The organism is Streptomyces sulfonofaciens, assembly GCF_014656295.1.
GTDB lineage: Bacteria > Actinomycetota > Actinomycetes > Streptomycetales > Streptomycetaceae > Streptomyces > Streptomyces sulfonofaciens.
In genome coordinates this window covers 14,377-39,760 of sequence record NZ_BNCD01000014.1, presented here as the reverse complement: position 1 = coordinate 39,760, position 25,384 = coordinate 14,377, and the positions used below count along the sequence as shown (strand labels likewise).

The 25,384-nt window shown below is 71.9% G+C and carries 20 protein-coding genes; 9 read left to right on the top strand and 11 right to left on the bottom strand.

Translation table 11 applies throughout. From position 1 onward, the window contains the following. Positions 1-666: 666 nt before the first annotated feature. Complete coding sequence (locus IE313_RS22110; protein ID WP_189934937.1) at positions 667-2,304, top strand: phosphodiester glycosidase family protein; 1,638 nt, start codon at positions 667-669, stop codon at positions 2,302-2,304. A gap of 22 nt (positions 2,305-2,326) precedes the next feature. On the opposite strand, the gene IE313_RS22105 is transcribed toward IE313_RS22110, so the two are convergent. From IE313_RS22105 to IE313_RS22090, 4 genes are all read right to left on the bottom strand, one after another. Further along, a complete protein-coding gene (locus IE313_RS22105) occupies positions 2,327-3,271 on the bottom strand; it encodes an SAM-dependent methyltransferase (protein ID WP_189934934.1) in 945 nt (314 codons plus the stop codon). Between the two features lie 207 nt (positions 3,272-3,478). Beyond that, positions 3,479-4,324, bottom strand: coding sequence for a carbohydrate ABC transporter permease (locus IE313_RS22100; RefSeq protein ID WP_189934932.1), 846 nt, complete (start codon positions 4,322-4,324; stop codon positions 3,479-3,481). Next, positions 4,324-5,277: a carbohydrate ABC transporter permease gene (locus IE313_RS22095; RefSeq protein ID WP_189934930.1), complete on the bottom strand. Its 954-nt coding sequence runs from the start codon at positions 5,275-5,277 to the stop codon at positions 4,324-4,326. Before IE313_RS22095 ends, IE313_RS22100 begins: the two co-directional genes overlap by 1 nt. Positions 5,278-5,308: 31 nt before the next feature. Beyond that, entirely contained in the window at positions 5,309-6,637 is a 1,329-nt protein-coding gene (locus IE313_RS22090; protein WP_189934928.1) for an ABC transporter substrate-binding protein, read from the bottom strand. Positions 6,638-7,155: 518 nt separating this feature from the next. Between IE313_RS22090 and IE313_RS22085 the strand changes: the two genes are divergently transcribed. Both IE313_RS22085 and IE313_RS22080 read left to right on the top strand, forming a co-directional pair. Then, positions 7,156-7,914 carry a DeoR/GlpR family DNA-binding transcription regulator gene (locus IE313_RS22085; protein WP_189934926.1) on the top strand — a complete coding sequence of 253 codons (759 nt, stop codon included), beginning with the start codon at positions 7,156-7,158 and terminating at the stop codon, positions 7,912-7,914. Between the two features lie 85 nt (positions 7,915-7,999). Further along, entirely contained in the window at positions 8,000-9,298 is a 1,299-nt protein-coding gene (locus IE313_RS22080) for an alpha-glucosidase/alpha-galactosidase (protein WP_189934924.1), read from the top strand. Between the two features lie 277 nt (positions 9,299-9,575). Here IE313_RS22080 and IE313_RS22075 read toward each other — a convergent pair whose 3' ends face one another. Next, positions 9,576-9,872 carry a hypothetical protein gene (locus IE313_RS22075; RefSeq protein ID WP_189934922.1) on the bottom strand — a complete coding sequence of 99 codons (297 nt, stop codon included), beginning with the start codon at positions 9,870-9,872 and terminating at the stop codon, positions 9,576-9,578. A 259-nt stretch (positions 9,873-10,131) separates the two neighbouring features. Between IE313_RS22075 and IE313_RS22070 the strand changes: the two genes are divergently transcribed. Then, positions 10,132-11,703, top strand: coding sequence for a Na+/H+ antiporter (locus IE313_RS22070; RefSeq protein ID WP_189934920.1), 1,572 nt, complete (start codon positions 10,132-10,134; stop codon positions 11,701-11,703). 141 nt (positions 11,704-11,844) lie between these two features. On the opposite strand, the gene IE313_RS22065 is transcribed toward IE313_RS22070, so the two are convergent. Further along, a complete protein-coding gene (locus IE313_RS22065) occupies positions 11,845-12,456 on the bottom strand; it encodes an LAETG motif-containing sortase-dependent surface protein (protein ID WP_189934918.1) in 612 nt (203 codons plus the stop codon). Between the two features lie 680 nt (positions 12,457-13,136). Here IE313_RS22065 and IE313_RS22060 point away from each other — a divergent pair. Both IE313_RS22060 and IE313_RS22055 read left to right on the top strand, forming a co-directional pair. Next, entirely contained in the window at positions 13,137-15,227 is a 2,091-nt protein-coding gene (locus IE313_RS22060; protein ID WP_189934917.1) for an aconitate hydratase, read from the top strand. A gap of 222 nt (positions 15,228-15,449) precedes the next feature. Further along, positions 15,450-15,641 carry an antitoxin gene (locus tag IE313_RS22055; protein ID WP_189934915.1) on the top strand — a complete coding sequence of 64 codons (192 nt, stop codon included), beginning with the start codon at positions 15,450-15,452 and terminating at the stop codon, positions 15,639-15,641. Between the two features lie 115 nt (positions 15,642-15,756). Here IE313_RS22055 and IE313_RS22050 read toward each other — a convergent pair whose 3' ends face one another. The 3 genes from IE313_RS22050 to IE313_RS22040 all read right to left on the bottom strand — a co-directional run bounded on the left by IE313_RS22050 (position 15,757) and on the right by IE313_RS22040 (position 18,693). Continuing rightward, positions 15,757-15,951, bottom strand: coding sequence for a ferredoxin (locus tag IE313_RS22050; protein ID WP_189934913.1), 195 nt, complete (start codon positions 15,949-15,951; stop codon positions 15,757-15,759). Between the two features lie 39 nt (positions 15,952-15,990). After that, positions 15,991-17,178, bottom strand: coding sequence for a cytochrome P450 (locus IE313_RS22045; protein ID WP_189934911.1), 1,188 nt, complete (start codon positions 17,176-17,178; stop codon positions 15,991-15,993). Positions 17,179-17,505: 327 nt separating this feature from the next. After that, on the bottom strand, positions 17,506-18,693 hold the full coding sequence (locus IE313_RS22040) for a cytochrome P450 (RefSeq protein WP_189934909.1): 1,188 nt from the start codon (positions 18,691-18,693) through the stop codon (positions 17,506-17,508). A gap of 240 nt (positions 18,694-18,933) precedes the next feature. On the opposite strand from IE313_RS22040, the gene IE313_RS22035 reads away from it, so the two are divergent. Then, positions 18,934-19,809, top strand: coding sequence for a class I SAM-dependent methyltransferase (locus IE313_RS22035; RefSeq protein WP_373317037.1), 876 nt, complete (start codon positions 18,934-18,936; stop codon positions 19,807-19,809). Between the two features lie 125 nt (positions 19,810-19,934). Here IE313_RS22035 and IE313_RS22030 read toward each other — a convergent pair whose 3' ends face one another. Continuing rightward, on the bottom strand, positions 19,935-20,444 hold the full coding sequence (locus IE313_RS22030; RefSeq protein ID WP_189934905.1) for a mycothiol transferase: 510 nt from the start codon (positions 20,442-20,444) through the stop codon (positions 19,935-19,937). Positions 20,445-20,718: 274 nt separating this feature from the next. On the opposite strand from IE313_RS22030, the gene IE313_RS22025 reads away from it, so the two are divergent. Then, the gene (locus tag IE313_RS22025) at positions 20,719-21,549 is read left to right on the top strand and encodes an aldo/keto reductase (RefSeq protein WP_189934903.1); all 831 of its coding nucleotides are present in this window, start codon (positions 20,719-20,721) and stop codon (positions 21,547-21,549) included. A gap of 292 nt (positions 21,550-21,841) precedes the next feature. On the opposite strand, the gene IE313_RS22020 is transcribed toward IE313_RS22025, so the two are convergent. Beyond that, positions 21,842-22,147, bottom strand: coding sequence for a glycoside hydrolase domain-containing protein (locus tag IE313_RS22020; RefSeq protein ID WP_189935247.1), 306 nt, complete (start codon positions 22,145-22,147; stop codon positions 21,842-21,844). A 594-nt stretch (positions 22,148-22,741) separates the two neighbouring features. On the opposite strand from IE313_RS22020, the gene IE313_RS22015 reads away from it, so the two are divergent. After that, complete coding sequence (locus tag IE313_RS22015) at positions 22,742-25,177, top strand: glycosyl hydrolase family 95 catalytic domain-containing protein (protein ID WP_189934901.1); 2,436 nt, start codon at positions 22,742-22,744, stop codon at positions 25,175-25,177. The last annotated feature ends 207 nt before the right edge of the window (positions 25,178-25,384 follow it).

Below are 25,384 nucleotides of genomic sequence, written 5' to 3'. Positions count from 1 at the left end.
CCGGGCACCCCGTACCGCCGGGCACCCCGCACCGCCGCCGGGCGCCGGACGGCAACGGGCCTCCCCCGGGTCCCGCTCCGCGCCGTGGACCCGGCAGCCACCGGCCGACCCCGGCCCCCGGTCGCGGTGCGCACCGTCAGGACCATCGTCGAACCGCCGCCGGGCGTGTCCTCCGCGGTGAGTGTGCCGCCCATGGCCTCGGCGGTACCCGCCGCGCGGCCCGACTCGCCGAGAAGGGCGCCGCCGGCGAGGTACGACCAGCTCGACCTGGTCGGCGCGGCGCACCACCTCGTCCGGCACGGTCTCGCGCTGCCGTATCCCGGTGATCGTGGTCCCGCCCGCCGGCGCAAGGTCCCGAGCCGCCGTGGACGAGAAGGGGAAACCGTGGTCCGCGGCCGGCTCCGAGCCTTCTTGACGCTTTCCATATGGAACCTCGGGCACCTTTGACGCCGTGCTTACGCCACTCGTACACCTGTGGTCGCCCCGCCGGCCCCCGCCCGCCGTGCGCCGTGTCGCCGGCCGTTCACCGGCCCGTCGTCCCGCACACACGCACCCCTGGAGCCGCGTTCTCTTCGGGAGGCTGGACTCCACCGCGACGAACCGGGGCGGATCAGGCCGTTCTCCACGGCTGCGGCCGAGCGACCGCCCTCCGCACGAAGGAGACATATGAAGAACCGCTCGGGCAGAGGCCGCAGTCACCGCACCCGGCTCGCTCTGCGCCTGGCCATGGCGCTGGCCGTGGCGGCACCGCTCGCCGTGGCCGGCGGCACCGCGACGGCCGCCTCCCCGGCGGCGGCACCGGCCGGCGCCGCCGCCACGGCCGGCACGGCCGCGGCGCACTGGACGACACAGCACGTCGCCCCGGGCGTCCAGGTGCGCACCGGAACGCTCACGGACACCGCCGGCGCCCCGAGCTGGACGGTGACCGTGCAGGCCCCCGTCGAGGCCGCCTTCACCGGCCGACCGGCCTGGGCCGAGGTCGGCGGCACGACATGGGCCTCGGGGACCACCGCCAAGCTGCGCACCGCCGGTTTCACCCCCGTCGAGACCCCGGTCCCCTGGCCGCGGTACAGCGACACACCGCACGGCCTGATGGGCGTGCGGATCCGCATCGGCTCGTACCCCACCCAGCAGGCTGCGCAGAACACCGCCTCGCTCGTCACCGCCGCCGGCTTCCACACCGCGGTCGAGTGGACGGGTTACGACGCGGACCAGCCCGCGGACGTGGAGCACGTGCGCGTGGCGGTCATCGACCCGGGCACCTTCACCGGCTCCGTCGAGGGCACCCACGACGGGAACGTCGCGCAGCGCGAGACGACATCGTCGGTCGCGGCCGAGCTGGGCTCCCTGGTCGGGGTGAACGGCGGCTTCTTCATCACCTCGGACGCCGACGGCGCCCAGGGCCTGCAGGCGGGCCTCGCCGCCTACGACGGCCGGGTCCAGTCGCTGGCGTCCGGTGCGCGTGCCGCGCTCGTGCTGGGCGACGGCGGGCGGCACAACAGGATCGCCGACCTGACCACCACGGCCACCGCGCGCATCGGCGACTCCCGCTACGCCGTGCACGGCGTCAACCGCACCCCGGGCCTGGTGCGCGACTGCGGCCAGCCCGGCGGCTCCCCGACCGCACGGCCCCGGCAGGACCTCACCTGCACCGAGCAGGACGACCTCGTCGCCTTCACCCCCGAGTACCGCCACGCCCTCCCGGCGGGCGCCGGCACCCAGGTGGTGGTCGACGCACGGGGCCGCATCGTGTCGGTCGGCAGCCGCGGTGGGGACGTCACCGCCGGCCACACCGTGCTCCAGGGCATCGGCTCGGCGGCTGCCTGGCTCACCGGCCACGCCGTGGTCGGTGCGAAGGCGACCGTGCGCACGGCCATCAGCGACAGCCGGGGCAGGCCGGTCGTCCTCGGGCCGCACGACAGCGTCGTCAGCGCGGCCCCGACCCTGGTGGCGGACGGCAGGATCCACATCGACGCCGCCGCGGAAGGCACCGTGGACCCCTCGGACCTCTCCTTCGGCTACGCTTGGGCCAACACCCGCCAGCCCCGCACCATGGCCGGCATCGACGGCAGGGGCAGACTGCTGCTGGTCACCGTCGACGGCCGTCTGTCCGGCGGCAGTGAGGGGTTCACCCTCGCCGAGGGTGCGGCGTTCATGAGGTCGCTCGGTGCCGTCGAGGCGCTGAACCTGGACGGTGGCGGCTCCACCGCCATGGCCGTGGGCGGCCGGCTCGTCACCCACCCGTCCGACGCCACCGGCGAGCGGGCCGTGGGCGACACGGTCCAGGTGCTGCCGCGGGACTGACCCACCGGGGCACGGTGGCCGGCTACGCCGTCCCGCGGCCGCCGGCCCCCTGGTCACCGAGGCTCCCGCTCGCCAGCCACAGGTTCACCTCGTGGGGACGGCCGCGCCGGAACATCAGGGGTGTCCGCCGCCCGGCGGCGGTGGTCTCGGCCGCCAGGGTGGTGACCTCGGCCGTCCAGCCGTGCCCGGCGAGCCACGGTCCGGGCGGCAGCGGGGGCCCCGGCTGGAAGAAGCTCAGGACGCGGTCTATCACGGCGCCCTCGACCGCGTCGGCCACGCCCGCGTCAGCGAGCCGGGGATTGTCCTCGTAGTACTCCAGCGCGATCCGGCTGCCCGGGCCGCTGAGCGCCGTCAACCGCTCCAGCAGGCCGTCGCAGTCCTGCGGCGACAGGTACATGAACAGCCCCTCCACCAGCCACAAGGTGCGCAGGCTGGGATCGAGACCCGCCTGCGTGAGCGCCTCGTGCCAGGGCCCGCGCAGGTCGGCGGCGACCGTGGTGCGCCGCACCGTGGGGCTGAGGCCGGCCTCCGCCACGACACGGTCCTTGAAGCGCAGGACGGGTGCGGTGTCGACCTCGAACACCGCGGTGTCCACGGGCAGGCCGAGGCGGAAGGCCCGGGCGTCGAGCCCGGCGGCGAGCAGCACCACCTGCCGGACACCGTCGTCCACGGCGGCACGCACCACCTGGTCGTAGTAGCCGGTCCGCACACCCAGATAGGTGGAGAGCATGTACCAGGTCTCGGTGAGCTCACCGGTCAGGTCGGCGGGGCCGGTCGGCAGCACCGCGTCGCGGCCCGTGCGGACGGTGTCCTGGAGCATGCCGACGAGGGCCGTGGCGAGGGGGTCCGTGAACAGCCGGTCGTCGCGGGCCGATTCGACCGCCCGCATGTGGGCGGTCATCAGTCCCGTCCATCCGACGTCGGACGGTACGCGGACGTGGTCGTGGGCAGGCACTTCCTCAGCCACCGTGCATTTCCCCTTCTCTCGGCCGCCGTGCCGGGTGCTCGCGCCCGGCATCAGGAGGGCGGCCGTCCGCTCGGCGTGGCCAGCTTGCCACGACCGGGCGCGGGCGGCGCACGGGGAGGTCGGCGTTGCGGACCGCGGACGGGGCCGTGCGGCGGCGCGGTGCGGGCCCCGCTCAGCGCCGCGGGGCGCCCACCGCGTGCGCGCGCGTCACTTCACGCTCCCGCTGACCAGGCCGCTGACGATGTACCGGTTGAGGGCGACGGCGATGACCGCGGGCACCGCGATGGTGATGACACCGGCCGCGCTGAGCAGCGTGGAGGGCACGACGTGCTGCCCCTGCAGGGCCGCGATGACCACGGTCAGCGGTTCGGTGGACTGGTCGGTCGACAGGACCAGTGGGAAGAGGAACTGCGTCCAGGAGAACAGGAACGTGATGACCGTGGCGGAGACGATGCCGGGCAGGGCAAGCGGGAGGAGCACGTGCCGCAGCACCTGCAACCGGCTGGCGCCGTCGACGAGGCCGGCCTCCTCGATGGCCGGCGGCAGGGTGAGGAGGTAGTTGTACATGATCCAGGTCGCCAGCGGCAGGAAGCCGGAGACGTAGACGAGGACGATGCCGGTGTAGGTGTTGACCAGACCGAAGTCCCCGAGGATGCGGTAGAGCGGGATCAGTGTGGTGTAGGCGGGGAAGGCCATGGTGGCCAGGACGCCGTAGAACAGCGCGGTGCGGCCCCGGAACGTCATCCGCGCGAAGGCGTACGCCGCGAGCGTGGACAGCACGACGGTGACGAGGGTGGCGGCCCCGCACTCGACGAAGATGTTGGCCGTCGACTGCCGGATCTGCCCCGAGACCTCACCGGAACCGCCCAGCAGGGTGCTGTAGTTCCGTACCGTGGGCGTGGGCGGAAGGTAGTGGGCGGGCTTGCTGCCGGCCTGTGCCTCGCTCTGCAGACTGGTGTTGATCGTCCAGTAGATCGGCACCAGCGACCACAGGAGGATGAACGCGATACCGAGCCACCGGACGCGGACCCGCCGGAACACACGCAGGGACATCAGAACTCCACCGTCCTGTGCACGAACTTGACCACGAGGAACGACAGGACCAGGGTGGCCGCGGTGACCAGCAGCGACAGGGCGTACCCGGCGCCGAAGTCCAGGTTCTGGAAGCTGATGAAGTAGGTCTGCGCCATCACGGACGAGCCGGTGGACGCCGCGCCGTTCAGCACGTAGGGCTGGTCGAACACGTTCAGCGTCGCGATCACCGCCTGCACCATCGCGACGGCGATGCCGGGCCTGACGAGCGGCAGCGTGACGCGCCGGAAGGCCGCCCATGACGAGCAGCCGTCCAGCTTCGCCGCCTCGTACAGGTCGTGCGGGATGTTCTGCAGCGAGGCCAGCACCAGCAGCGCCGACAGGGGCGTGATCTGCCACACCTGCACCAGCTCGATCAGTGCGATCGTCTCCAGGCGGCCGTGGCCGAGGAAGGTCTGGTAGTGGTCGATCAGGTGCAGGGAGGTGAGCACGCTGTTGAGCAGTCCGGAGTTGGCGTCCCAGATCCCGCTCCACACGATGCCCTCGACGACCCCGGGCAGCGCCCACGGCAGGATGAGGACGGCGATGAGCACCGAGCGGCCGGCGAACCGGTGCTGAAGGGTGATCGCCATGACGATGCCGAGGACGGTGGACAGCGCCACGCCGATCAGTACGTACAGCATCGTGTTGCCGGCCGCGGTGCGCACCGCGGCCGAATGGAGCAGGCTTCGGAAGTTGCCCAGCCCGATGAACCGCGTCGGCGGGTCCAGGGCGTCGACCCGGAAGAAGGACTCGACGATGGTGAAGACGGCGGGCACCAGTGCCAGGGCGACGATGAACAGGGCCAGGGGGGACACGAGCAGGTAGGGCAGTGGATCGAACCTGCGCCGGCGCCTGGCGCCGGGTGCCGCGTCCCGGTCCGCGCCGGTGTCCTGTGGTGTCCTCGGCAGTGTGTCGAGTGGGGGGCGTGTCATGGGCGGTACCTCACGGCCGGTGCGTGCTCCCTCACGATCCACTGGCGAGCCGGTTCGCGGTGCCCGCGATCGCCTTGATCGCCCCCTTGACGCTCAGGCTCCCGGTGGCGGCCGCGTGCAGGTTGGTGTAGACGGCGTTGGAGAACTGCGGGTACCACGAGGGTGCTCCGCCGGGGAAGACGGGGCGGGTGCCGGACGCCAGCATGGTGCTCATGGCCGAGGCGCCGACCAGGTCTCCCTTGGCGGCGAGCTTGTGCACCGCGCTCAGCCGGGAGGGCAGGCTGTAGGTCCGCAGCGTCTTGTCCGGCCCGTCGAGGCCCGCGAACGCGGCCTGGTTGTCCGCGGCGGTGAACCACTTGATGAACTTCGCCGCGGCCACCGGGTACTTGGCGGCCTGGGGGATGCCGATGCCGTCGGGGTTGCTCAGGTTGGGTGCGGGGCCGCCGGCGCCGGGCGGGGCGAGGTAGCCGACCTGCTTGACGACGGTCGAGGAGGAGGGGACGTCGTAGAGGCTGCCCACGTTGCCCGAGTAGTCGCTGAAGACACTGGCGACCGTGCCCTTGGCCATCTCCGTCTGGGTGCCCTGGCTGTCGGTGGTGTTGATGTTGCCGGGGGGCACCAGGCCCTGCCTCATCGCGTCGACCATCCACTGCGCGGCCTTGTACCCGGCGGAGCCCGGACTCGTGAACCGGGGTCTGCCGTGTGTGTCGAGTACCGTGCCGCCGAACGCGGCCGTGGCCTGGTACCAGTAGGTGGACAGGCCCTCGGCCGCCGCGAACGGTATGTCCAGGGGGTGGTCGACGACCCCCTTCGACCTGATCCGCCTGAGGTCCGCGGTGTACTGCGCCATCGTCCTGGGCATGGCGGTGATGCCGGCATCGGCGAACATCTTCTTGTTCACGGTGGTCGTCAGGAACGACGCGTCGAAGGGGACACCCACCACCTCCTTGCCCACCGTGAACGACGTCATCTGCGGCATGTCCGCCGCGAGGGACTTGGTGTCGACGTAGTTCTGCATCGGGTGGAACCACTTGAGCTTGCTCAACTGGCCCACCCGCGACCAGTCGACGTCCGTGGCGTCCGCGAAGTAGGTGTGGGCCGTCGCCGCCGCCGCGATCTTCGTCTGCAGGCTGTCCCAGTCGATGTTCGTCCAGTGCACGGTGATGCCGGTGGACTTGGTGAACGCCGCGAGGGACGCCTTGGGCGGAGAGGGGATGGCCAGGGCGACGTTGATCGTCACACCCCTGGTCGCCGTCGACGCCGCGCTGCCGCCACCGGAGCAGGCGGTGGCGACGAGTGCCAGACACGACAGGAGGGACACCCCCACCACACCTCTGACGCCTCGTCGTTCGGAGAGCATGGGTGACACCTCTCATTCGGAAGACGTCCCGCCGCGCGGCCACACGCCGGGGGTGCTGGGCCCCCCGACCGCCGCCGTCCGGTGCGGGACTGCGGACGCACGCGTGACGGCGGACGCGTGACGGGCCCCGTGCCGCGTATCTGGGTCGCACCCACGCGGGTACGCCCCGGTGGATGACGGACAAGGGCACACGGGTCAGCCACCGTGAGCGAGCATTACGCGCAACTACCAAGCAACTTATTCGCGCGTTTTTCGATCACGATGCTTGCTTGCGTAGGACTGTGGCAGCCTCGCGGCGGGGCGTCAACCACCTGCTACGCGGAACTTTCCCCCGGCTTCGCCTCCGCTTACGCTCCGGTGCACGGAGGCGCCGCGGAGCCGGCCGGCCTGCGGGACGGCCGGGCACTTGCACCGTTTTTCACCTTGGTCCTCTATGTCCGTCAAGAGCGCGCAGCTTTCGTGCAGGAGCTATACGAAACGCGCAGCCATCCCGATCGTCCGTGCGTTAGGTTCCGACCATGCGACGCAGAGAACGCCTCAACCAGATACTGTCCGTGATCGTCGGGCACGGCTCCATGGACGTGGACGCCCTGGCCCGCCAGTTCGACGTGTCCCATGCGACGATCCGGCGCGACCTCGAACTGCTGGAGCAGCAGCGCCTCGTGAGCCGCACACGGGGCGGCGCGACCACGCACTCCGCGTTCACCGACATGCCGCTGAACTACAAGACGGCCCAGGACCTCGACGAGAAGCGCAGGATCGCGCACGAGGCCCGCCGGCACGTGCAGGGCGCCCGGGTGGTCGGCATGACCGGCGGGACCACGGTGGCCGAGTTCGCGCACCTGCTGCTGGACCACGAGGGGCTCACGGTCGTGACCAACGCCCTGAACGTCGCGCTGCACCTGCTGGACAACCCGCGGCTCAGGGTGTTCGTCGGCGGGGGCGAGCTGCGCAGCAGCAGCCAGGAGACGGTGGGGCACAACACGGAGGCGTTCTTCACCCAGTACAACCTCGATGTGGCGTTCCTCGGGGTGGACGGCGTCGACGCGTCGGCCGGGTGCACCAACTACGACCCGGCGGGCGCCCGGGCCAACGGGGAGCTGCTGCGGCGCGCCCGCAGGCGGATCGTGCTCGCCGACGCCGCGAAGCTCGGCCGTCTGGCGCTCGCGCAGGTGTGCGCGCTGTCGGCGGTCGATCTCCTGATCACCGACGACCGGGCGGACCCGGCGCAGGTCGAGCGGATCCGGGAGCAGGGCCCCGAGGTCACACTCGTCTGATCCTTCGCGCACTTCTGCGCAGAAAAGTTGCGCGTTTCTCGCTCGTTATTGTGCGGTGCTTGGCTGAGAGGTCATAGTGCCGGGCATGACCAAGGTTGCGTTCATCGGGGCCGGCAGCGTCGAGTTCACCCGGAATGTCGTGAGTGATCTGTGCTCGTACGCCGAGCTCCAGGGAGAGCTGGAACTGTCCCTGCACGACATCGACGCCGAACGGCTCGGCCAGGCGGAGGCGCTGGTGCGCCGCATCGACGAGCAGACCGGAGCGGGCGCCCGCGTCTCGTCGAGCATCGACCGGCGGGCAGCCGTCGAGGGCGCCGACTACGTGATCAACGAGATCCAGGTCGGCGGATACCGCGCAACGCGCGCCGACTTCGACATCCCCGAGCGCTACGGCGTGCACCAGACGATCTCGGACACCATCGGCATCGGCGGCATCTTCCGGGGACTGCGCACCATTCCCGTCCTGGTGCGGATCGGCGAGGAGCTCGCAGAGCTCGCGCCTGACGCCTACCTGCTGAACTACAGCAACCCGATGGCGATGCTGCCGTGGGCGGTGTGCGCGGGCTCGCCCTTCCAGCGCGTCGTCGGGATGTGCCACTCGGTACGCGACACGCACCGGCTGCTCGGCGAGCTGGTCGGGGTGCCCGCGGGTGAGATCGACTTCCTCACCGCCGGCTTCAACCACCAGGCGTTCGTACTGCGCTTCGAGCACCGGGGACGGGACCTCTACCCGGCGCTGCGCGCGGCGATCGACGCCGACCCGGAACTCCAGCGCCGGGTGCGGGTCGAGATCTTCCGCAGGTTCGGCTACTTCCCCACCGAGTCCAGCGAGCACAGCGCCGAGTACGTGCCGTGGTTCCTGCACCACCCGGACGAGGTCGAGCACTTCCGCGTCCCGATCGGCGAGTACCTGCGGCGCTCCGAGCGCAACATCGACGAGTTCACCTCCACGCGGCGCGAACTGGACGAAGGCGGGCCGCTGGACATCGACACCACGTCCGAGCTGGCGTCCGAGTTCATCCACGCCCACCGTACCGGCCGGGCCCGCGAGATCTACCTCAACGTCCGCAACGACGGGCTGATCACCAATCTGCCCGACGAGTGCTGCGTCGAGGTGCCTGCCGTCGTCGACGCCACGGGCCCGCACCCGCGGCGCATCGGTGCCCTGCCCACCCAGCTCGCCGCGCTCAACCGCACGTTCCTCAACGTCGTCGAGCTCACCGTGCGGGCCGTGCTGGACGGCGACCGCCGGCACGTCTACCAGGCCGCCCTGCTCGACCCCAACACGGCGAGCGTGCTGACGACCCGACAGACCGTGGCGATGTGCGACGAGCTCTTCGAGGCCCACGGCGAGCTGATTCCGCAGGCGCTGCGCAGGGGGTGATCGCCGGAGGCGGCCGGTCCGGTGGGCGCGGACCGGTGCGGCCGGGGGTCGGTGCGGCTCGCATCGGGGGTGCCGGCCGGGGCGCTTCGCCGTGCCAGCCCGGGCCTGCCCCGGCAGGCCCGGCTTCGGGCTGGCAGTCCGGCCCGGGCGGGGCAGGCGTACCGGACCGCCACTGCCCCGCCGCCCCGGCGCGTTCGAGGACCGGGTGCCGGCGGAAGGAGCCCGCCACCGGCGCCGACTCCTCCCCGGGCGCCGGCTGTACCGCCGGGGCCGGGGCTCAGCCCTCGGTCTGGTGCCACTCGATCCGCAGCTCCCGTCCCTGGGCCCGTCCCGCCGCCGCGGCCGGCCCCCGGGTGGCGGGGTCCAGGGGGTTGGTGCTGATCGCCGCGAGGGACGCCTCGTCCGGTTCGGCCATGAGGACCTCCGCGCCTGCCGCGCGCAGCTCCGCCACCGCCTCGTCCAGCGTTCTCTCGACCGGGAAGAGCTCGGCGGTACCCAGCGGGGCGACCACCAGGACCCGGGACGCACCGGCGGCGCAGTCGGCGTTCACCGCGGAGCGGACCCCGCCGTCCACGTACCGGCGTCCGTCGACCGTCGCCGGGTCCGGCCGCCGCGACCCGGCGCCGCCCGCACCGCGGCCCCTGCTCGCCCATACCGTTCAGCCGCCCGGGCCCCCCTCCCGGCGCCGTGACGTGGACCTTGACGCTCCCTTGGCGCGAGGGCGACCGGTAGGGTGGAGGCGGTGTGCCGGGAAGTCTGGTCGGCCGGGTGCCTTCGGGCTCCCGCAGGGGAAGCCCACGTGGGCCTTCCCAGGGCTCGACTCGGGGAGCGGCATGCGCAGCGTCGGTACGGTTCTGGTTCTCGTCGTACTCGCCACCGTCGTGGCGACGTTCGCCCGCCGATGGCGGATGCCGGCGCCGTCCCTGCTGGTGGTCGCCGGCCTTGCGGTGGCGCTGCTCCCCGGCACGCCGCGGATCGGGATCAGCCCGGACGTCATCGGCCTCGTGGTGCTGCCGCCGCTGCTGTACGCGAGTGCCGAGGAGATCTCGTGGCGTGAGCTGCGCCTGGTGTGGCGGCCGGTGGCGGTGCTGGCGGTGGGGCTCGTCCTGGCGTCGGCGGCGGCGGTCGGGGCGGTGGCGTCGCTGGTCACTCCGCTGCCCTGGCAGTCGGCGCTGGTCCTCGGCGCGATCCTGGCCAGCACCGACCCGGTGGCCGTCACCGCGCTGGGCCGCCGGCTCGCGCTGCCGCCCCGCGCCAAGGCGCTGGTGCAGGCCGAGAGCCTGTTCAACGACGCCACCTCGCTGGTGCTGTTCAAGGTGGCGGTCGGTGTCGCGGTGGCCTCCGGCACGGTGCACTGGCAGGGGGCGGGCGGGGAGTTCGCCCTGCTCGCCGGTGGCGGCACCCTCGTCGGTGCGGTGCTCGCGGGCCTGGTGGCGCTCATCCGGCGGCGCACCGAGGATCCGGTGCTGGAGACGGTGATCACGCTGGTCACCCCGTACGCGGCCTATGTGCTCGCGGAGGCGGCGGGCACCTCGGGCGTGACCAGCGTGGTGGTGGCCGGCGTGGTGCTCGGCGGGCAGGGCGACAAGCTCACCGACGCCCGGATCCGCCTCCACCTGCACGCCGTGTCCGGCACCGTGGTGTTCCTGCTGGAGAGCGTGGTCTTCAGCCTGATTGGCCTTGCGCTGCCCGCACAGGTGCAGGCCCTGACGGCGGCCGACCGGGCGTGGCCGCTGTACACCTGCGCGATAGCCGCGACGCTGGTGGGCGTCCGGCTGCTCTGGCTGGCACCGCTGTCCGTGCTGATGCAGCGCAGGGGCGGGGCCGGCAGGGTGGGCTGGCGGGTTCCGGTGGTGCTGACCTGGGCGGGTACACGTGGTGTGGTGCCGCTGGCGGCTGCCCTGTCCCTGCCCGCGACCGCGGCGGACGGCACCGCCCTCACCGAGCGCCCGCTGGTGCTGGTGCTGACCACGTCGGTGGTGGTGCTCACCCTCGTGGTGCAGGGTTTCACCCTGGCGCCGGTGGTGCGCCGCTCGGGCGTCGCGCTCGAACCCGACCACACCGAACGCGAGGAGGCGGCGGCACGCCACGAGCTCGCGGGGGCCGGCCTGCGGCGCCTGGAGGAGCTCGTAGAGGGGGAGGCGGTCCCCGAGGAGGTGCTCGACCGGTTGCACGGCTCGCTGTCGGCACGCCTGGCATCGGCCCACGACCGGCTCCGCGAAGCGGGTGGCGAAAGCGCACGGGAGTCCGCTGACGGCGTGTACCGGCAACTGCGCCGCGACCTGATCACCGCCGAGGCCGACGAGTTGCAGCGCCTCTACGACGACCACCGCATCAGCGACACCACGCGCCGCAAGCTGCAGCGCTCGCTGGATCTGGAGGAAACCCGGCTCGCGGGCCCCTGAGCGAGTGCCGCGAGGCTCGGGGCGACGAACCGTGCCCTGTGGTCCGCGAGGACCACAGGGCACGAGACCTGCCTGACGGTCAGCGCCGGCCCGACGCGGTCAGCGCCGGCCTGACGTCGTCAGCGATGTCCTGACGGGAAGTCAGCGACGGGCGGCAGCACGCCTGCGGGTGGCCAGCAGGATGCCACCACCGGCGACGACGACCACGGCGGCCGCACCGGCGATGATCGGCGTGGAGCTGGACGAACCGGTCTCCGCGAGATCGGCCGGGCTCGGCTTGCTGCTCGGCACCGGCGCGGCGCTCGCGGACGAGGTGCTGGGCGCCGGGGACTCGGAGGTGGGTGCCGCGGTGGGCGTGGACGGCTTGGACGGCGTCGGGGTGGTGGGCGGCGTGGAGGCGCACACCGGGGCCGTCTTCGTGTCGTCCTTCGAGTACTGGTCGCCGTCACCGGCCTTGACCACGAGGTGCACCGGCAGCTCGCTGGTGTGCGCGGGCAGCTTGATCGTGTCGTGGAAGTCGGCGCCGAAGGTCTTGGCGGACAGCAGGTCCTTGCCGTCCACGCTGATGGTGACCGTGTTGGTCACGTGACCGTTGTAGGCGGTGAGATCCACCGTTACCTGAGAGCAGTCCACCGACCAGTTGGGGGTGTGGGCCGACGCGGGGACGGTGCACAGGCCGACGGCCGCGACACCTGCCACCGCACTGCTTATCAGGAAGCCCGGACGCCGCCAGGCACGGGTGGGTCCATTCATGAATCCTCCATACGAGATGTGTAGTTGGGGTGAAGCTCGTGCGCGGGCACAGTACTCCCTCGGCCGACTCGGCTCGCAGCCGCCCCGTGCATCAAGGATGATCATCAGCCATGGCCATTGCCACACGCTGTGCAATCAGCCGATAGAGTCCCACACCATGACCACGATCCACGCCCGGGCCCGGGCGATGCGGGCGGTCCGGCGCGTGCGCGGGGCCGGCAGGCGCGGGAGCACCCCCTGACGCCACCCCGGCCCCCCGTCCCGGCACCACCGGACGCGGCCGGACGCGGCCGGGGTGATCGCGGCGGCGACAGTGGCTCGAATCGATCGGTACGGGGGCCGATGGCCCTGCTCCCGCCCGGGGGGGGCGCAGCCGCGAGACCGCCCCTGCGCCGCGGGAAGCGCCCCGCGCGCAACCCACTCACGACCGGCGGCCCGGCGATCCTCGCACGTCCCGCCGTCACGACCGGCGGTCCGGCTGTTTTCCGCACGTACGGCCGGGACGGGCGGCCGCCCGCTGAAGCCGTCCGCACGGGTGGGCGCCGCCCGGTGCCCGGGCGCCGGGCGGCGTCCGCCGGCTGTCCGGATCCGAGTCGTTTCGCCCGTGCCGGGTACTCGGTGGCTCCGGCCGGCCGCGGGCCCGGTCGGCGACGGGACGCACGCTCAGGCGGAGGCACGGCATGGCTGGCGGAACGCACGCGGCGGCGAGCAGCGCACGGCACGGGGCGGGCGGGGCCAGGGGGACCGTGACCCAGCGGCTCATCGGTGACCACCTCGTGGAGGGCACGATGGAGCCGGGCGGTGAGATCGGGCTGCGGATCGACCAGACCCTCACCCAGGACGCGACCGGCACACTCGTGATGCAGGAGCTGGAAGCCCTCGGTCTCGACCGGGTGCGCACCGAGCTGAGCGCCCAGTACGTCGACCACAACATCCTCCAGGCCGACGAGCGCAACGCGGAGGACCATGCGTTCCTGCGCTCGGCCGCCCAGCGCTTCGGCATCTGGTACTCCAAGCCGGGCAACGGGGTCTCACACCCGGTGCACATGCAGCACTTCGGCCGCCCGGGCGCCACTCTGGCCGGCTCCGACTCCCACACGTGCGCGGCGGGATCGCTGGGGATGTTCGCGGTGGGCACCGGCGGACTGGAGGTGGCCCTGGCCATGGCGGGCCGGCCGCTGCGCCTCACCATGCCGGAGATCTGGGGTGTACGGCTGACGGGCGCACTGCCCGAGTGGGTGAGCGCCAAGGACGTGGTCCTGGAGATGCTGCGCCGCCACGGCGTCAAGGGGGCCGTGAACCGGGTGCTGGAGTACCACGGCCCCGGGCTCTCCTCGCTGACCGCCATGGACCGGCATGTGATCGCCAACATGGGCGCGGAGCTGGGCGCGACGACCACCGTCTTCCCCGCGGACGACGCGGTGCGCGACTTCCTGCGCGGCGAGGGCCGCGAGGACGCATTCACCCCGCTGGCCCCGGAGCTCGACGCCCGCTACGACCTTCGGGAGGAGATCGACCTCTGCGCCCTCGAACCACTCATCGCCCGTCCGACCTCGCCGGGGAACGTGGTGCCGGTGCGCGAGGCGGCGGGTGAGGACATCGCGCAGGCGGTGATCGGCTCGTCCGCCAACCCCGGCCTGCGGGACTTCGCCGTGGTCGCGGCGATGGTGCGGGGCCGGCAGACAGGCGCCGGGGTGAGCCTGGACGTCAACCCGACGTCGCGTGAGAGCCTGCAGGACCTCACGCGCTCGGGCGCGGTACTCGACCTGATCGCCGCGGGTGCGCGCATCCACCAGGCGGGCTGCCTGGGCTGCATCGGCATGGGCCAGGCCCCTGCCGTGGGGCGCAATTCGCTGCGCACCTTCCCGCGGAACTTCCCCGGCCGCTCGGGGACCGAGGAGGACGCGGTGTGGCTCTGCTCGCCGGAGACCGCCGCGGCCTCCGCGCTGACTGGAGTGATCACCGATCCACGGGACTGGGCCGCGCGGACCGGCACGCCTTGTCCGGCCGGCGGCACCGTGCGGCGGACGTCGCGCAATCCGGCCATGCTGGAGCCGCCGCTGCCGGCCTGGGAGGCCGCCCGCGTCAGCCTGGTCCGCGGGCCCGGGGTGTCGGCGCTGCCCGAGCTGGACCCGTTGCCGGACGCCGTCCTGGCGCCGGTGCTGCTGAAGATGGGCGACGACGTCTCCACGGACGAGATCTCGCCCGCCGGGGCGAAGGCGCTGCCGTTTCGCTCGCACATTCCCCGGCTCGCCGAGTTCACCTTCACCCGCATCGACCCCGAGTATCCGCGCAGGGCCGCCGAGTACCGGGACAGGGGCGGCCATGTCGTCGTGGCGGGCGAGAACTACGGGCAGGGCTCGTCCCGCGAGCACGCGGCCATCACCCCGCGCTATCTGGGCCTGCGCGTGGTGATGGCCAAGTCCTATGCCCGCATCCACTGGCAGAACCTCGCGAATTTCGGTGTGCTGGCCCTGGAGTTCGAGGACCCGGCGGACCACGACCGGGTGCGGCAGGGCGACGAACTGCGTTTCGAGGGGCTGCGCGGTGCACTCGCACCCGGCGCGGAACCCTCGCTGGTGGTGGTGAACACCACCCGCGACGAGGAGTACCGCCTGCGTCACCACCTGCCGGCCCATCGCAGGCGCGCGGTCCTCGCGGGCGGCACCATTCCGGCGCTGGCCGCCGAGGAGGCCGGGACGAGCCGGGGACCGGGGAACGCCGGGGAAGCCGGGGAAATCGGGGAAGCCGGAGAGCGCGACGAGCCCTGAGACCCTGGGGGAGCCGGAGAAGCGGGGAGGCCCACGGCATCAGGGGAAGCCGGGAGATCCGCGGCATCAAGGGGATCCGGGGCCGAGGGCACTGCCGGGTAGTCCCCGTGACACGTGCGGTGAAAGGGGAAAAAGAATGACCGCCCGCATGGGAATGTCAGGGCACACGGGGAACCTGAATGCTGACGGGGGATGTGCAAGGCCGTTCAAGGAGGCTGACTCATGTCCGTCATGGACAGGATCAAGAGCATGCTGAAAGGCCACCCGGAGCAGTCGGAGAAGGCCGTCGACAAGGGTGGCGACTTCGCCGACGACAAGACGCAGGGCAGGTACCGGAGCCAGACCGACACCGCCCAGGAGAAGGCCAAGGAACAGTTCGGCAGGGGCCGGGACGACAACCCGCCGCGGCAGTAGGGACGGCCGCAGGCGAGCCGGCCAGTCCGCCGCGGACGTGTGTCGTGACGGCGGACGGGCCCCGGCCCTGCTGTCCTAGTCGCCCGAGAGTGCGATGGCGCCCACCGGGCAGGCCCTAGTCGCCCGAGAGTGCGATGGCGCCCACCGGGCAGGCCCGGGCGGCCTCGCGCACCAGGGGGTCGCCACCGCCGTCCTCACGGCCGGGCAGCACCTCGCTGAACCCGTCGTCGTCCTGGGTGAACACACTGGGGGCGGTCAGGGCGCACATGCCCGCGCCGACACAGGTGTCCTTGTCGATTGCGATCTCCATGGAGTCACGCCTTTCCTCGATGCCGCTGCGCTTCATTCCCTACCAGGCAACGGGCAGTTCAATCATGCCCTGGAGCGTGTCGCCCGGCTTGAAGGGGATCTCCTCGGCCGGTGCGGCGAGCCGCAGGTCGGGCATGCGCTCGAAGAGCGTCCGCAGCGCGATCTCCATCTCCGCGCGCGCCAGGTTCTGCCCGAGGCACTGGTGGACGCCGAAGCCGAAGGCGACGTGGTGGCGCACCGACCGGTGCCAGTCCAGGGAGTCGGCCTCCTCGTAGGTGTCGTCGTCGCGGTTGATCACGGACGTCGAGAAGACGACACCGTCGTCGACGCGGATGGTCACGCCCGCGATCTCGATGTCCTCCTTGGCCACCCGCACGAGGCCGTCGGCGATGGACAGGAAGCGCAGCAGCTCCTCGACGGCGGCCGGCATCAGCGAGGAGTCGGCCCGCAGCTCCGCCAGTTGCTCGGGGTGCTGGAGCAGGGTGAAGGTACCGAGCGAGATCATGTTGGCGGTGGTCTCGTGGCCGGCGACGAGCAGGATGGTGGCCAGGTTGATCAGGTCCTGGCGGTCCACGTTGCCCTCGGAGTACTGCTCGGCGATGAGGTCGTCGAGGAGGCCCTCGCCGGGCGACTTCTGCTTGCTGTCGATCAGGTTGCCCAGATAGGTGTGGAGTTCGTCGCGGGCCGCCTCCGAGTCCTCGGCGCGCGGGCCCCGCAGCAGTCGGCGCGACTGCTCCTCGAAGAAGTCGTGGTCCTCGTAGGGCACGCCCAGGAGAGTGCAGATCACCATCGAGGGCACGGGCAGCGCGAACGCGCTCACCAGCTCGGCCGTGGAGCCCTTCTCGACCATGGCGTCGAGCAGCCGGTCGACGGTCTCCTGGATCTGCGGGCGCAGCGCGTTGATCCGCTTGAGCGTGAAGCTCGGGATCAGCATCCTCCGCTGGACGTTGTGCTCGGGGTCGTCGACGCCGAGGAGCGCGGTGCGGCGGTTGCGGATGTTGGCGAAGCGCTCGTTGGTCATCGGGAACGCCGGGTTGGTGCGGTCCGTGGAGAGCCGGGGGTCGACGAGCAACTGACGGGCCGCCGCATGGCCGGTGACCACCCAGACATCACGACCGTCGTACAGGGTGACACGGGAGAGGGGGCGTTCCTCCTTCAGCGGCTGGTAGGCGGTCGGCGGGTGGTAGGGGCAGGTGCGATCCTGGGGGAAGGCAACTGTTTCAGTCATGGGGGCCTCGCAAGCGATGAGTCTGCCTTGCCGATCTTCATTAGATGCCTTGGGCTCCTAACTGGTCGACATACAGACCGGCCAGATCACCGAGCGGGATGATCTGGCCGGTCCCCGCCTCCACCTCCGCTTTCTAGTTTGTACATGACAGTCCCGACCTGGGGTTGTTGCTTCCAAACCCCGACACGCCGATGACTTTGCGGCCGAGTACCCCGGCTCGTTGTGTACGCGAGCGTCTACTTTTTCGGGTTGCTCATGGCGTGATTGTGATGCCGCCTTCCGCCTCCGTCCCGCCGTCGCGGCACACCACCGCCCGAGGCACGACCGCTACCAGGTGACGGGCAGTTCGATCAGGCCCTGGAGCGTGTCGCCGGGCTTGAAGGGGATCCGTCCGGCGGGAACCGCGAGGCGCAGGTCGGGCATGCGGGCGAAGAGCGTCCGCAGCGCGATCTCCACCTCCGCACGTGCCAGGTTCTGCCCGATGCACTGGTGGGCGCCGTGCCCGAACGCCAGGTGGTTCCTGCCGGGGCGGTGCCAGTCCAGGGAGTCGGGCTCCTCGAAGATGTCCCGGTCGCGGTTGATGACGGACGTCGAGAACATGACGCCGTCGTCGGCGCGGATGGTCACGCCCGCGATCTCGATGTCCTCGGTGGCCACCCGCGCCGTCCCGTCGTCGACGGACAGGAACCGCAGCAGCTCCTCGACGGCGGCCGGCGTCAGCGAGGGCTCGCCCTTCAGCTCCGCGAGCCGCTCGGGGTGCCGGAGCAGCGTGAAGACGCCGAGCGAGATCATGTTGGCGGCGGACTCGTGGCCGGCCAGCAGCAGTATCGTCGCCAGGCTGATCAGCTCCCGGCGCTCCACCCGCCCCTGGGAGTACTGCTCGGCGACGAGGACGTCCAGGAGCCCCTCGCCGGACGTCTGCCGCTTCCCGTCGATCAGATCGCCCAGATAGGCGTGGAGTTCGTCACGGGCCGAGTCCAGGTCCTCCGTGCGCGGGCCGCGCAGCAGCCGGCGGGACTGCCACTCGAAGTACTCGTGGTCCTCGTAGGGCACGCCGAGCAGGACGCAGATCACGGTGGACGCCACCGGCAGCGCGAAGGCGGTCACCAGATCGACGGGAGCGCCCTTCTCCGCCATGGCGTCGAGCAGCCGGTCGACGGTCTCCTGGATCCGCGGGCGCAGCGTGTTGATCCGCTTGAGCGTGAAGCTCGACATCAGCATCCTCCGCTGGGCGCCGTGCTCCGGATCGTCGACGCCGATCAGCGCCATGCGGCGGTCGCTGACCTTGGCGAACCGCTCGGTGGTTATCGGATAGGCCGGATTGGTGCGGTCCGCGCTGAGCCGCGGATCGGCGAGGAGCCGACGGGCCACGGCATGGCCGGTAACCATCCAGACCTCACGGCCGTCGTAGAGCGCGACCCTGGAGAGCGGGCGCTGCTCCGCCAACGGCCGGTACGCGGTGGGGGGATGGAAGGGGCAGCTTCGGTCCTGAGGGAAGGCGGCCGTTTCGGTCATGGGGGGGCCTTTCAAGTACAGTTTCGGTCTTTCTGGGCCACAAGGATGCCCTGACCGTCCGCCAGGCCCTTACGCAGGTCCGCCAAGTGCCGCCGGGCGGGCCGGCCCCGGCCCCGATCCCCACCTGGTCCCCACCCGGTCCCGCCCTGGTCCCGGCACTGGCCGGAAGCCGCCCCTGTCCGGTGCCGGGTTCCGCGCACTTCCGCACGGGCGGCGCCCCCAGGTGGTGGGATGGGCCCCATGACCGAGGGACAGGGACGACCCGAGTCAGCGGCTCCGGCACCGCTCAGCCCGGCGGACCGGCAACGTGTTCGTGCCATCGAGGCGAACTGGGACGCACGCACCCCCGTCCACCTCGCCAGCCGCTTCTACGCGGTCGCCGACGGCCTCGATCCAGCGCGCTGGTTCGCCCCCTTCGAATGGCGGGACATGGGCCCGCTGGCCGGGCGGGACGTCATCCACCTGCAGTGCCACCTGGGCACCGAGACACTCGCCTTCGCGGCCCGCGGAGCCAGGACCGTCGGGCTCGACATCTCGGGCGCCGCGGTGGCGGCCGCGACGGACCTCGCCGCAAAGGCGCACGCGGACGTCGAGTACGTCCACGCCGACGTCCACGACGCGGTACGGGCGCTGGGCGGCCGACGGTTCGACGTGGTCTACACCGGCAAGGGCGCCCTGTGTTACCTGCCTGACCTTGACCGGTGGGCAGAAACGATCAGCCGGTTGCTGCGCCCGGGTGGACGGCTGTACGTCGTGGAGTTCCACCCGCTGCTGAACGCGCTCGGGCTCACCCCCGGCCCCGGCGAGGGCCCGCGGCTGCTGCTGCGCCACGACTACCTGGCGGGACGCGGCGCCCTGCGCAGGGACGCCGCGCACACCTACACCGACGGGCCTGCCGTGCAGGGCGCCACGGAGTGCTTCGAGTGGATGCACGGCATCGGCGAGGTGGTGACCGCCGTGACCGGTGCGGGCCTGGCCGTCGAGCGGCTGCGCGAGAGCCCGGAGCTGCCCTGGCCGCGATGGCACGGGATGGTGCGCGCGGAGTCCGGCTGGTGGCGGCTGCCGGACGACGCGCCGCGCATCCCCCTGATGTACGCGCTGCTGGCCCGGCCCTGAGCCGGGTACGTCGGGAGCGGGGCGCGCCGGGGCCGTGGCCCGGCCCTGTGCGGCCCGCAGGGGCGGGACGGCCTCCGGGGGGCGGGGCGGGGCGGGCGGACTCCCTCCGGCGCGCAGGGACCCGCTCAGCGGCGCTCCAGGGCGCCCCGTACGAACAGGGCCTGCCCGGCGTGCTGGAGGTCGTCGGAGAGCACGCTCACGAGGCGGACGCCGAGCGTCACCGGAGGCGTCCAGCTCTCGTCGACGATCCGGTCCAGGTCCTTGTCCCGAAGGCCCCGGATGAAGCCCAGGGACTGCTCGTGCACCGCGTCGTAGTAGCCGAGGAGCAGTTGGCCGGAGTCCACGGTCACCCGGCCCACCTGTGCGGGGGTGTGCCCGTAGCCGGTCGCCTCGTCGGCGAAGGGCAGCGCGAAGCGGCCCGCCCAGTCCCCCGCGGTCCACACCTGCTCCAGTTGGGCGGCCTCGGACACGTGGTCGTCCTGAATGCGCGTCAGGTGCCACACCAGCCAGGAGATGGAGTTGGCGCCCGGGTCGAGGCGTTCGCCGAGCTGCGCCGCGCTCAGGCCCTCCACCGCGGAGTGCACCTCCTCCTTGATGCGCCCGTACGCGTCGCTCAGCAGTGCCGCACTGTTCATGCCCTGTCCTTTGCGTGTGCTTCGTGATGTCCGCTGCGGGGTGTCTGCCACGATCTTCCCCCGCTGCCCCGTCCGACACGTGCCGACCGCACGCAGCGCGCCCGCGTGCGCCTCCAGGTGGCCGATCCGGGCCCGCGGCGGTGTGGTGGCGGGCAACCCGGGCGGCTGCCGCCCACGCCCGGCACGCGCCCCGCGCCCCGGGGCAACACCGGATCCGGCGATCCGCCCGATATACCCTGACCGGGCCAGTCACCCCCGCAAAGAGGAGCGACCCGTGCCCAGCGTCCCGGCGTACCCGCTCAACGACGGTTCGACCATTCCCGGCTTCGGCCTGGGTACCTGGCCCCTGGACGACGCAGAGGCGGAGCAGGCCGTCGACAGCGCTCTCCGCCTCGGCTACCGGCTGGTCGACACGGCCACCAACTACCGCAACGAGACCGGCACCGGACGCGGCATCGCCCGCAGCGGTGTGCCGCGTGACGAGATCACGGTGACCACCAAGCTGCCCGGCCGCGACCACGGCTACGAGGAGACGCTGCGCTCCTTCGAGGAGTCGCGGGCACGGCTCGGACTGGAGTACGTCGACCTGTATCTGATCCACTGGCCGCTGCCGCGCGTGGACAAGTACGTGGACTCGTGGAAGGCCATGATCAAGCTGCGCGCGGACGGGCTGATCCGCTCCGTCGGGGTCTCCAACTTCACTCCGTCGCAGATCCGCAGGCTGGAGGAGGAGACCGGAGTGCTGCCCGCGGTCAACCAGGTCGAGCTGCACCCCCTGCTCCCCCAGAACGAGCTGCGCGCCTTCCACGCAGGCCGGAACATCGTCACGGAGAGCTGGAGTCCCCTCGGCCGCGGCAGCAACCTGCTGGAGGACCCCGCGATCGCCACCGCGGCCAGGAACCACGGGGTCAGCCCCGCGCAGGTGGTGCTGCGCTGGCACACCCAGCTCGGAGCGGTGCCCATCCCCAAGTCCGCGGACCCGGGTCGGCAGCGGGACAACATCGCCGTGTTCGGCTTCGAGCTGTCGCCCGCGGAGCTGGCGGCGATCGGCGACCGCGCCCAGCGACGCATCGGCGGCGACCCCGACCACCACGAGGAGTTCTGAGCCCGCACCGGCCCCGCACGCCCACGCGACGAGGCGGTGGACCGGTAAGCGGTGGGGCCGGCACCCGGTAAGGCCGGTGCGCGGCCGGACGAACCGACCCGGCGCCCGCACCACCGTCATGCCCCGCATCCGCACCCGTGGTGTCTCCGTCCACGGTGGCGTCACCCACCCCCGGTGGAGTCACCCACCCACCACCGTGCCACCACCCCCCGGAGGTGTCACCCACCCACCACCGTGCCACCACCCCCGGTGGAGTCACCCACCCACCACGGCGCCACCACCCCCGGTGGAGTCACCTTCCGCCGTGGTGGGCCACCCCGTGGTGGGGCGGTCGGGGGCGCACCGGCCGGGTCCCGGCCGGTGGGGCCAGGGCCGGACCGCTTCCCCATGCCTTGTTCGGCTCGGACCACATCACCAGGGTGAAGGTGCCGCCGGACACGATCTCCTCGTGGGTGATCCAGGCCCGCTCCAGCGGACGCCCGTCGAGCCGCGCCGACTGCACGTGGACGTTGCTGTCGGAGTTGCCCTCCGCCTCGACGCGGAAGGCGGTACCGCGGGCGGTGGTGCAGGTGACACGGGAGAACAGCGGACTGCCCAGCGCAGCGCGGTGTCCGCGGCACGCGCCGGGGCCGGCGGCACCGCATCCGCCGGGGTGGCCCCGGCTGCCACGGCCCCGGGTGCCGCGGTCGCGGTGCCGCCCGCCGCCGCCGCGGCGGTGAGCGCCGCACCGCCCGTTCCGATGAGAAAGCCCCGCCTGCCGAGCGGGTCACGAGGAGCAGCCACCGTCCGCCTCCCTGATGACGGGGCCGACACCGCCGCACCGACGGGCGACAACGGTGTCCTCCGATGTATAGCACCTGAGAACGTGGCCTCTCCGTCGACCTCTGTCAAGACATCCGACCCGCCCAGCGCAGCACCTGAGGCCCGTCATCCCGTCAGATGCCCGCGAATGCAGTCCTACCCGACACGCGGAACACCTGGTCAGCACGATCGCCGCGGTACGGGGCCGACCGTGCCACTGTCTCCAACACGTCGGATCTATTGAATCCATTAATTAGGAGTATTACGTTCCCGGAGGGCGTCTCACCGCCGGCCGCCCACGTACCGCGCTGCTGTCGTGCGGCGTTACCGCGCTACCGCCGTACCGCCGCCAGTTCCTCAGCGTCCCACCTCACACCGGGAGATGTGCCATATGAATCCGTGCCAGCAGGACCAACCGGCCGGGCCGCCGAGCCGGCGGAGCTTCCTCGCCCTCGCAGGTGCCGGGTCGCTCGCCGCCGCGGTGGGACTGCCCACGTTCACCGCCGCGGCGACCGAGCCCGAACGGCCCGCCGCCTCCGCGCTCGTCCCGCCCGACGATGCGCTGACCCTCCACCACCCCTCCCCCGCAGCGGACGACCGGCTCATCGAGGAGGGGCTGCCGGTCGGCAACGGGCGGCTGGGCGCCCTGGTCGGCGGCGACCCGGGCCGCGAGAGCCTGTACGTCACGGACGGGACGATGTGGACGGGCGGACCCAACGACACACTGGACGACGACGGCCAGTTCCCCTACGAACGGGTGCAGTTCGGCTCGTTCACCCTGCTCACGAGAGTGCTCGTCGAGATACCCGGACACGGCCGCGATGCCGTCGGCGACTACCGCAGGACCCTCGACCTGAGCAACGGCCTGGTCTCGGCGAGCTACACCAAGGACGGCGCGTCCTACCGGCGGGAGGTCTGGGCGAGCGCACCGGACGACGTGGTCGTGCTGCACTTCTCCCAACGCGGCGGCGGCACCTACAGCGGGCGGATCACACTGCCGGGCATGCACGGGGAGACGACGCAAGGCGACCGCCGCGACGGCACGGTGTCCTTCGGTGCCTCCCTCGGCAACGGCCTGCGCTACGCCGCCGCCGTCACCGCCGTCAGCCGCACCGGCCGGGTGACGGTCACGGGCGCCGGCCTCGACTTCGCCGACTGCGCCGACCTGACGGTGGTGCTCGCCGGAGGAACCGACTACGCGCCCCGCCCCGAGCACGGCTACCGCGACCCCGCCGTACACCCGCAGGAACTGGCCCGCCTGAAGGCGCGCACGGCGGCCCACCACTCCCCCGATGTGCTGCGGAACACCCATGTCGCCGACTACCGACGGCTGTTCGACACGATGTCCGTGTCCCTGGGCACGTCGACCGCCGAGCAGCGGGGCCTGGACACCTGGCAGCGCCTCCAGGCGCGCGCCGCCCAGGGCGCCGCACCCGATCCCGAGTTGGAGTCCTCCTATCTCCAGTTCGGGCGCTACCTGATGATCTGCGGGTCGCGCGGTGGCGTCCCGCTCAACCTCCAGGGCCTGTGGCTGGACGGCAACGACCCGGACTGGATGGGTGACTACCACACCGACATCAACGTCCAGATGAACTACTGGATGGCGGACAGGGCCGGCCTCTCGCAGTGCTTCGACGCGCTGGCGGAGTACTGCCTCGCCCAGTTGCCGGGCTGGTCGGACGTGACCCGGCGGCTCTACAACGACCCGCGCAACAGGTTCCGCAACTCCTCCGGCAAGGTCGCCGGGTGGACCGTCGCGTTCTCCCTGAACATCTACGGCGGTCTGGGCTGGTGGTGGCATCCCGCGGGCAACGCCTGGCTGTGCAACACCCTCTTCCAGCACTACGAGTTCACGCAGGACGCCGGCTTCCTCGCACGCATCCACCCGCTGCTGAAGGGTGCCTGCGAGTTCTGGGAGGCACGGCTCGTCCCGGCCACCGTGCCCGCGGCCGACGGCGCCTCGGGCACCCTCGATGTGCTGGTCGACGACGCGGACTGGTCCCCGGAGCACGGTCCGCAGGACGCACGCGGCAACACCTACGCACAGGAACTGGTGTGGACACTGTTCGGGAACTACCGCACCGCCTGCGCGGTGTTGCGCCGGGACGCCGGGTACGCCGAGGTGGTGGGCCGACTCCGGGACAGGCTGTACCTGCCGCGGGTGAGTCCCACCAGCGGTTGGCTGGAGGAGTGGATGTCACCGGACAACCTCGGTGAGACCACCCACCGCCACCTCTCACCGCTCATGGGCCTGTTCCCCGGTGACCGGCTCGACCCGTCCGAGGCGCCCGCGGAACTGGTCGCCGGGGCGAGGTCGCTGCTGACCGCGCGCGGTATGGACAGCTACGGCTGGGCCAACGCCTGGCGGGCCCTGTGCTGGGCCAGGCTGAAGGAGGGTGAGACGGCGTACGAACTGGTGGTCAGGAACCTCAGGCCGTCGGTGGAGAACAGCAACGGCACCGCCCCGAACATGTTCGACATGTACCAGGTGGACGCCGGGCGTGCCATCTTCCAGATCGACGCCAACTTCGGCACACCGTCGGCGATGGTCGAGATGCTGGTGCACTCGCGCCCCGGGCGTATCGAGCTGCTGCCCGCACTGCCCGGGGCCTGGGCGGCGGCGGGCCGGATCACCGGTGTCGGTGCCCGCGGTGGGTTCGTCGTGGACCTGGTCTGGCGGGACGGCGCGGTACGGGAGGCCACCGTGCGCAGTGTCGGTGGCCGGACCACCACGGTGTGGGCGGGTGGCACCGCACGGCCGGTGCGGCTGGAGCCCGGCGCGTCCGTGACGCTCAGCGGATTCGAAAGTGGTGGCACGGTGGGGTGAGTGGCACCACACCCATCGGAGACACAGGGACACACCGAGGCCGCCGGAACCGGGTTCCGGCGGCCTCGGTGTGTCCCCGGCCCCTGGGAGGGGGTGACGCTGAGGGTGGGTAGTGGTACATTCAAATCAGCAGTCGTGTGTGCCGAATTTTGGCACCCGTGCTTCTTCCTCGTGTTTCTCCCCGGATCGCTGTCGCGGCTCCCCTTC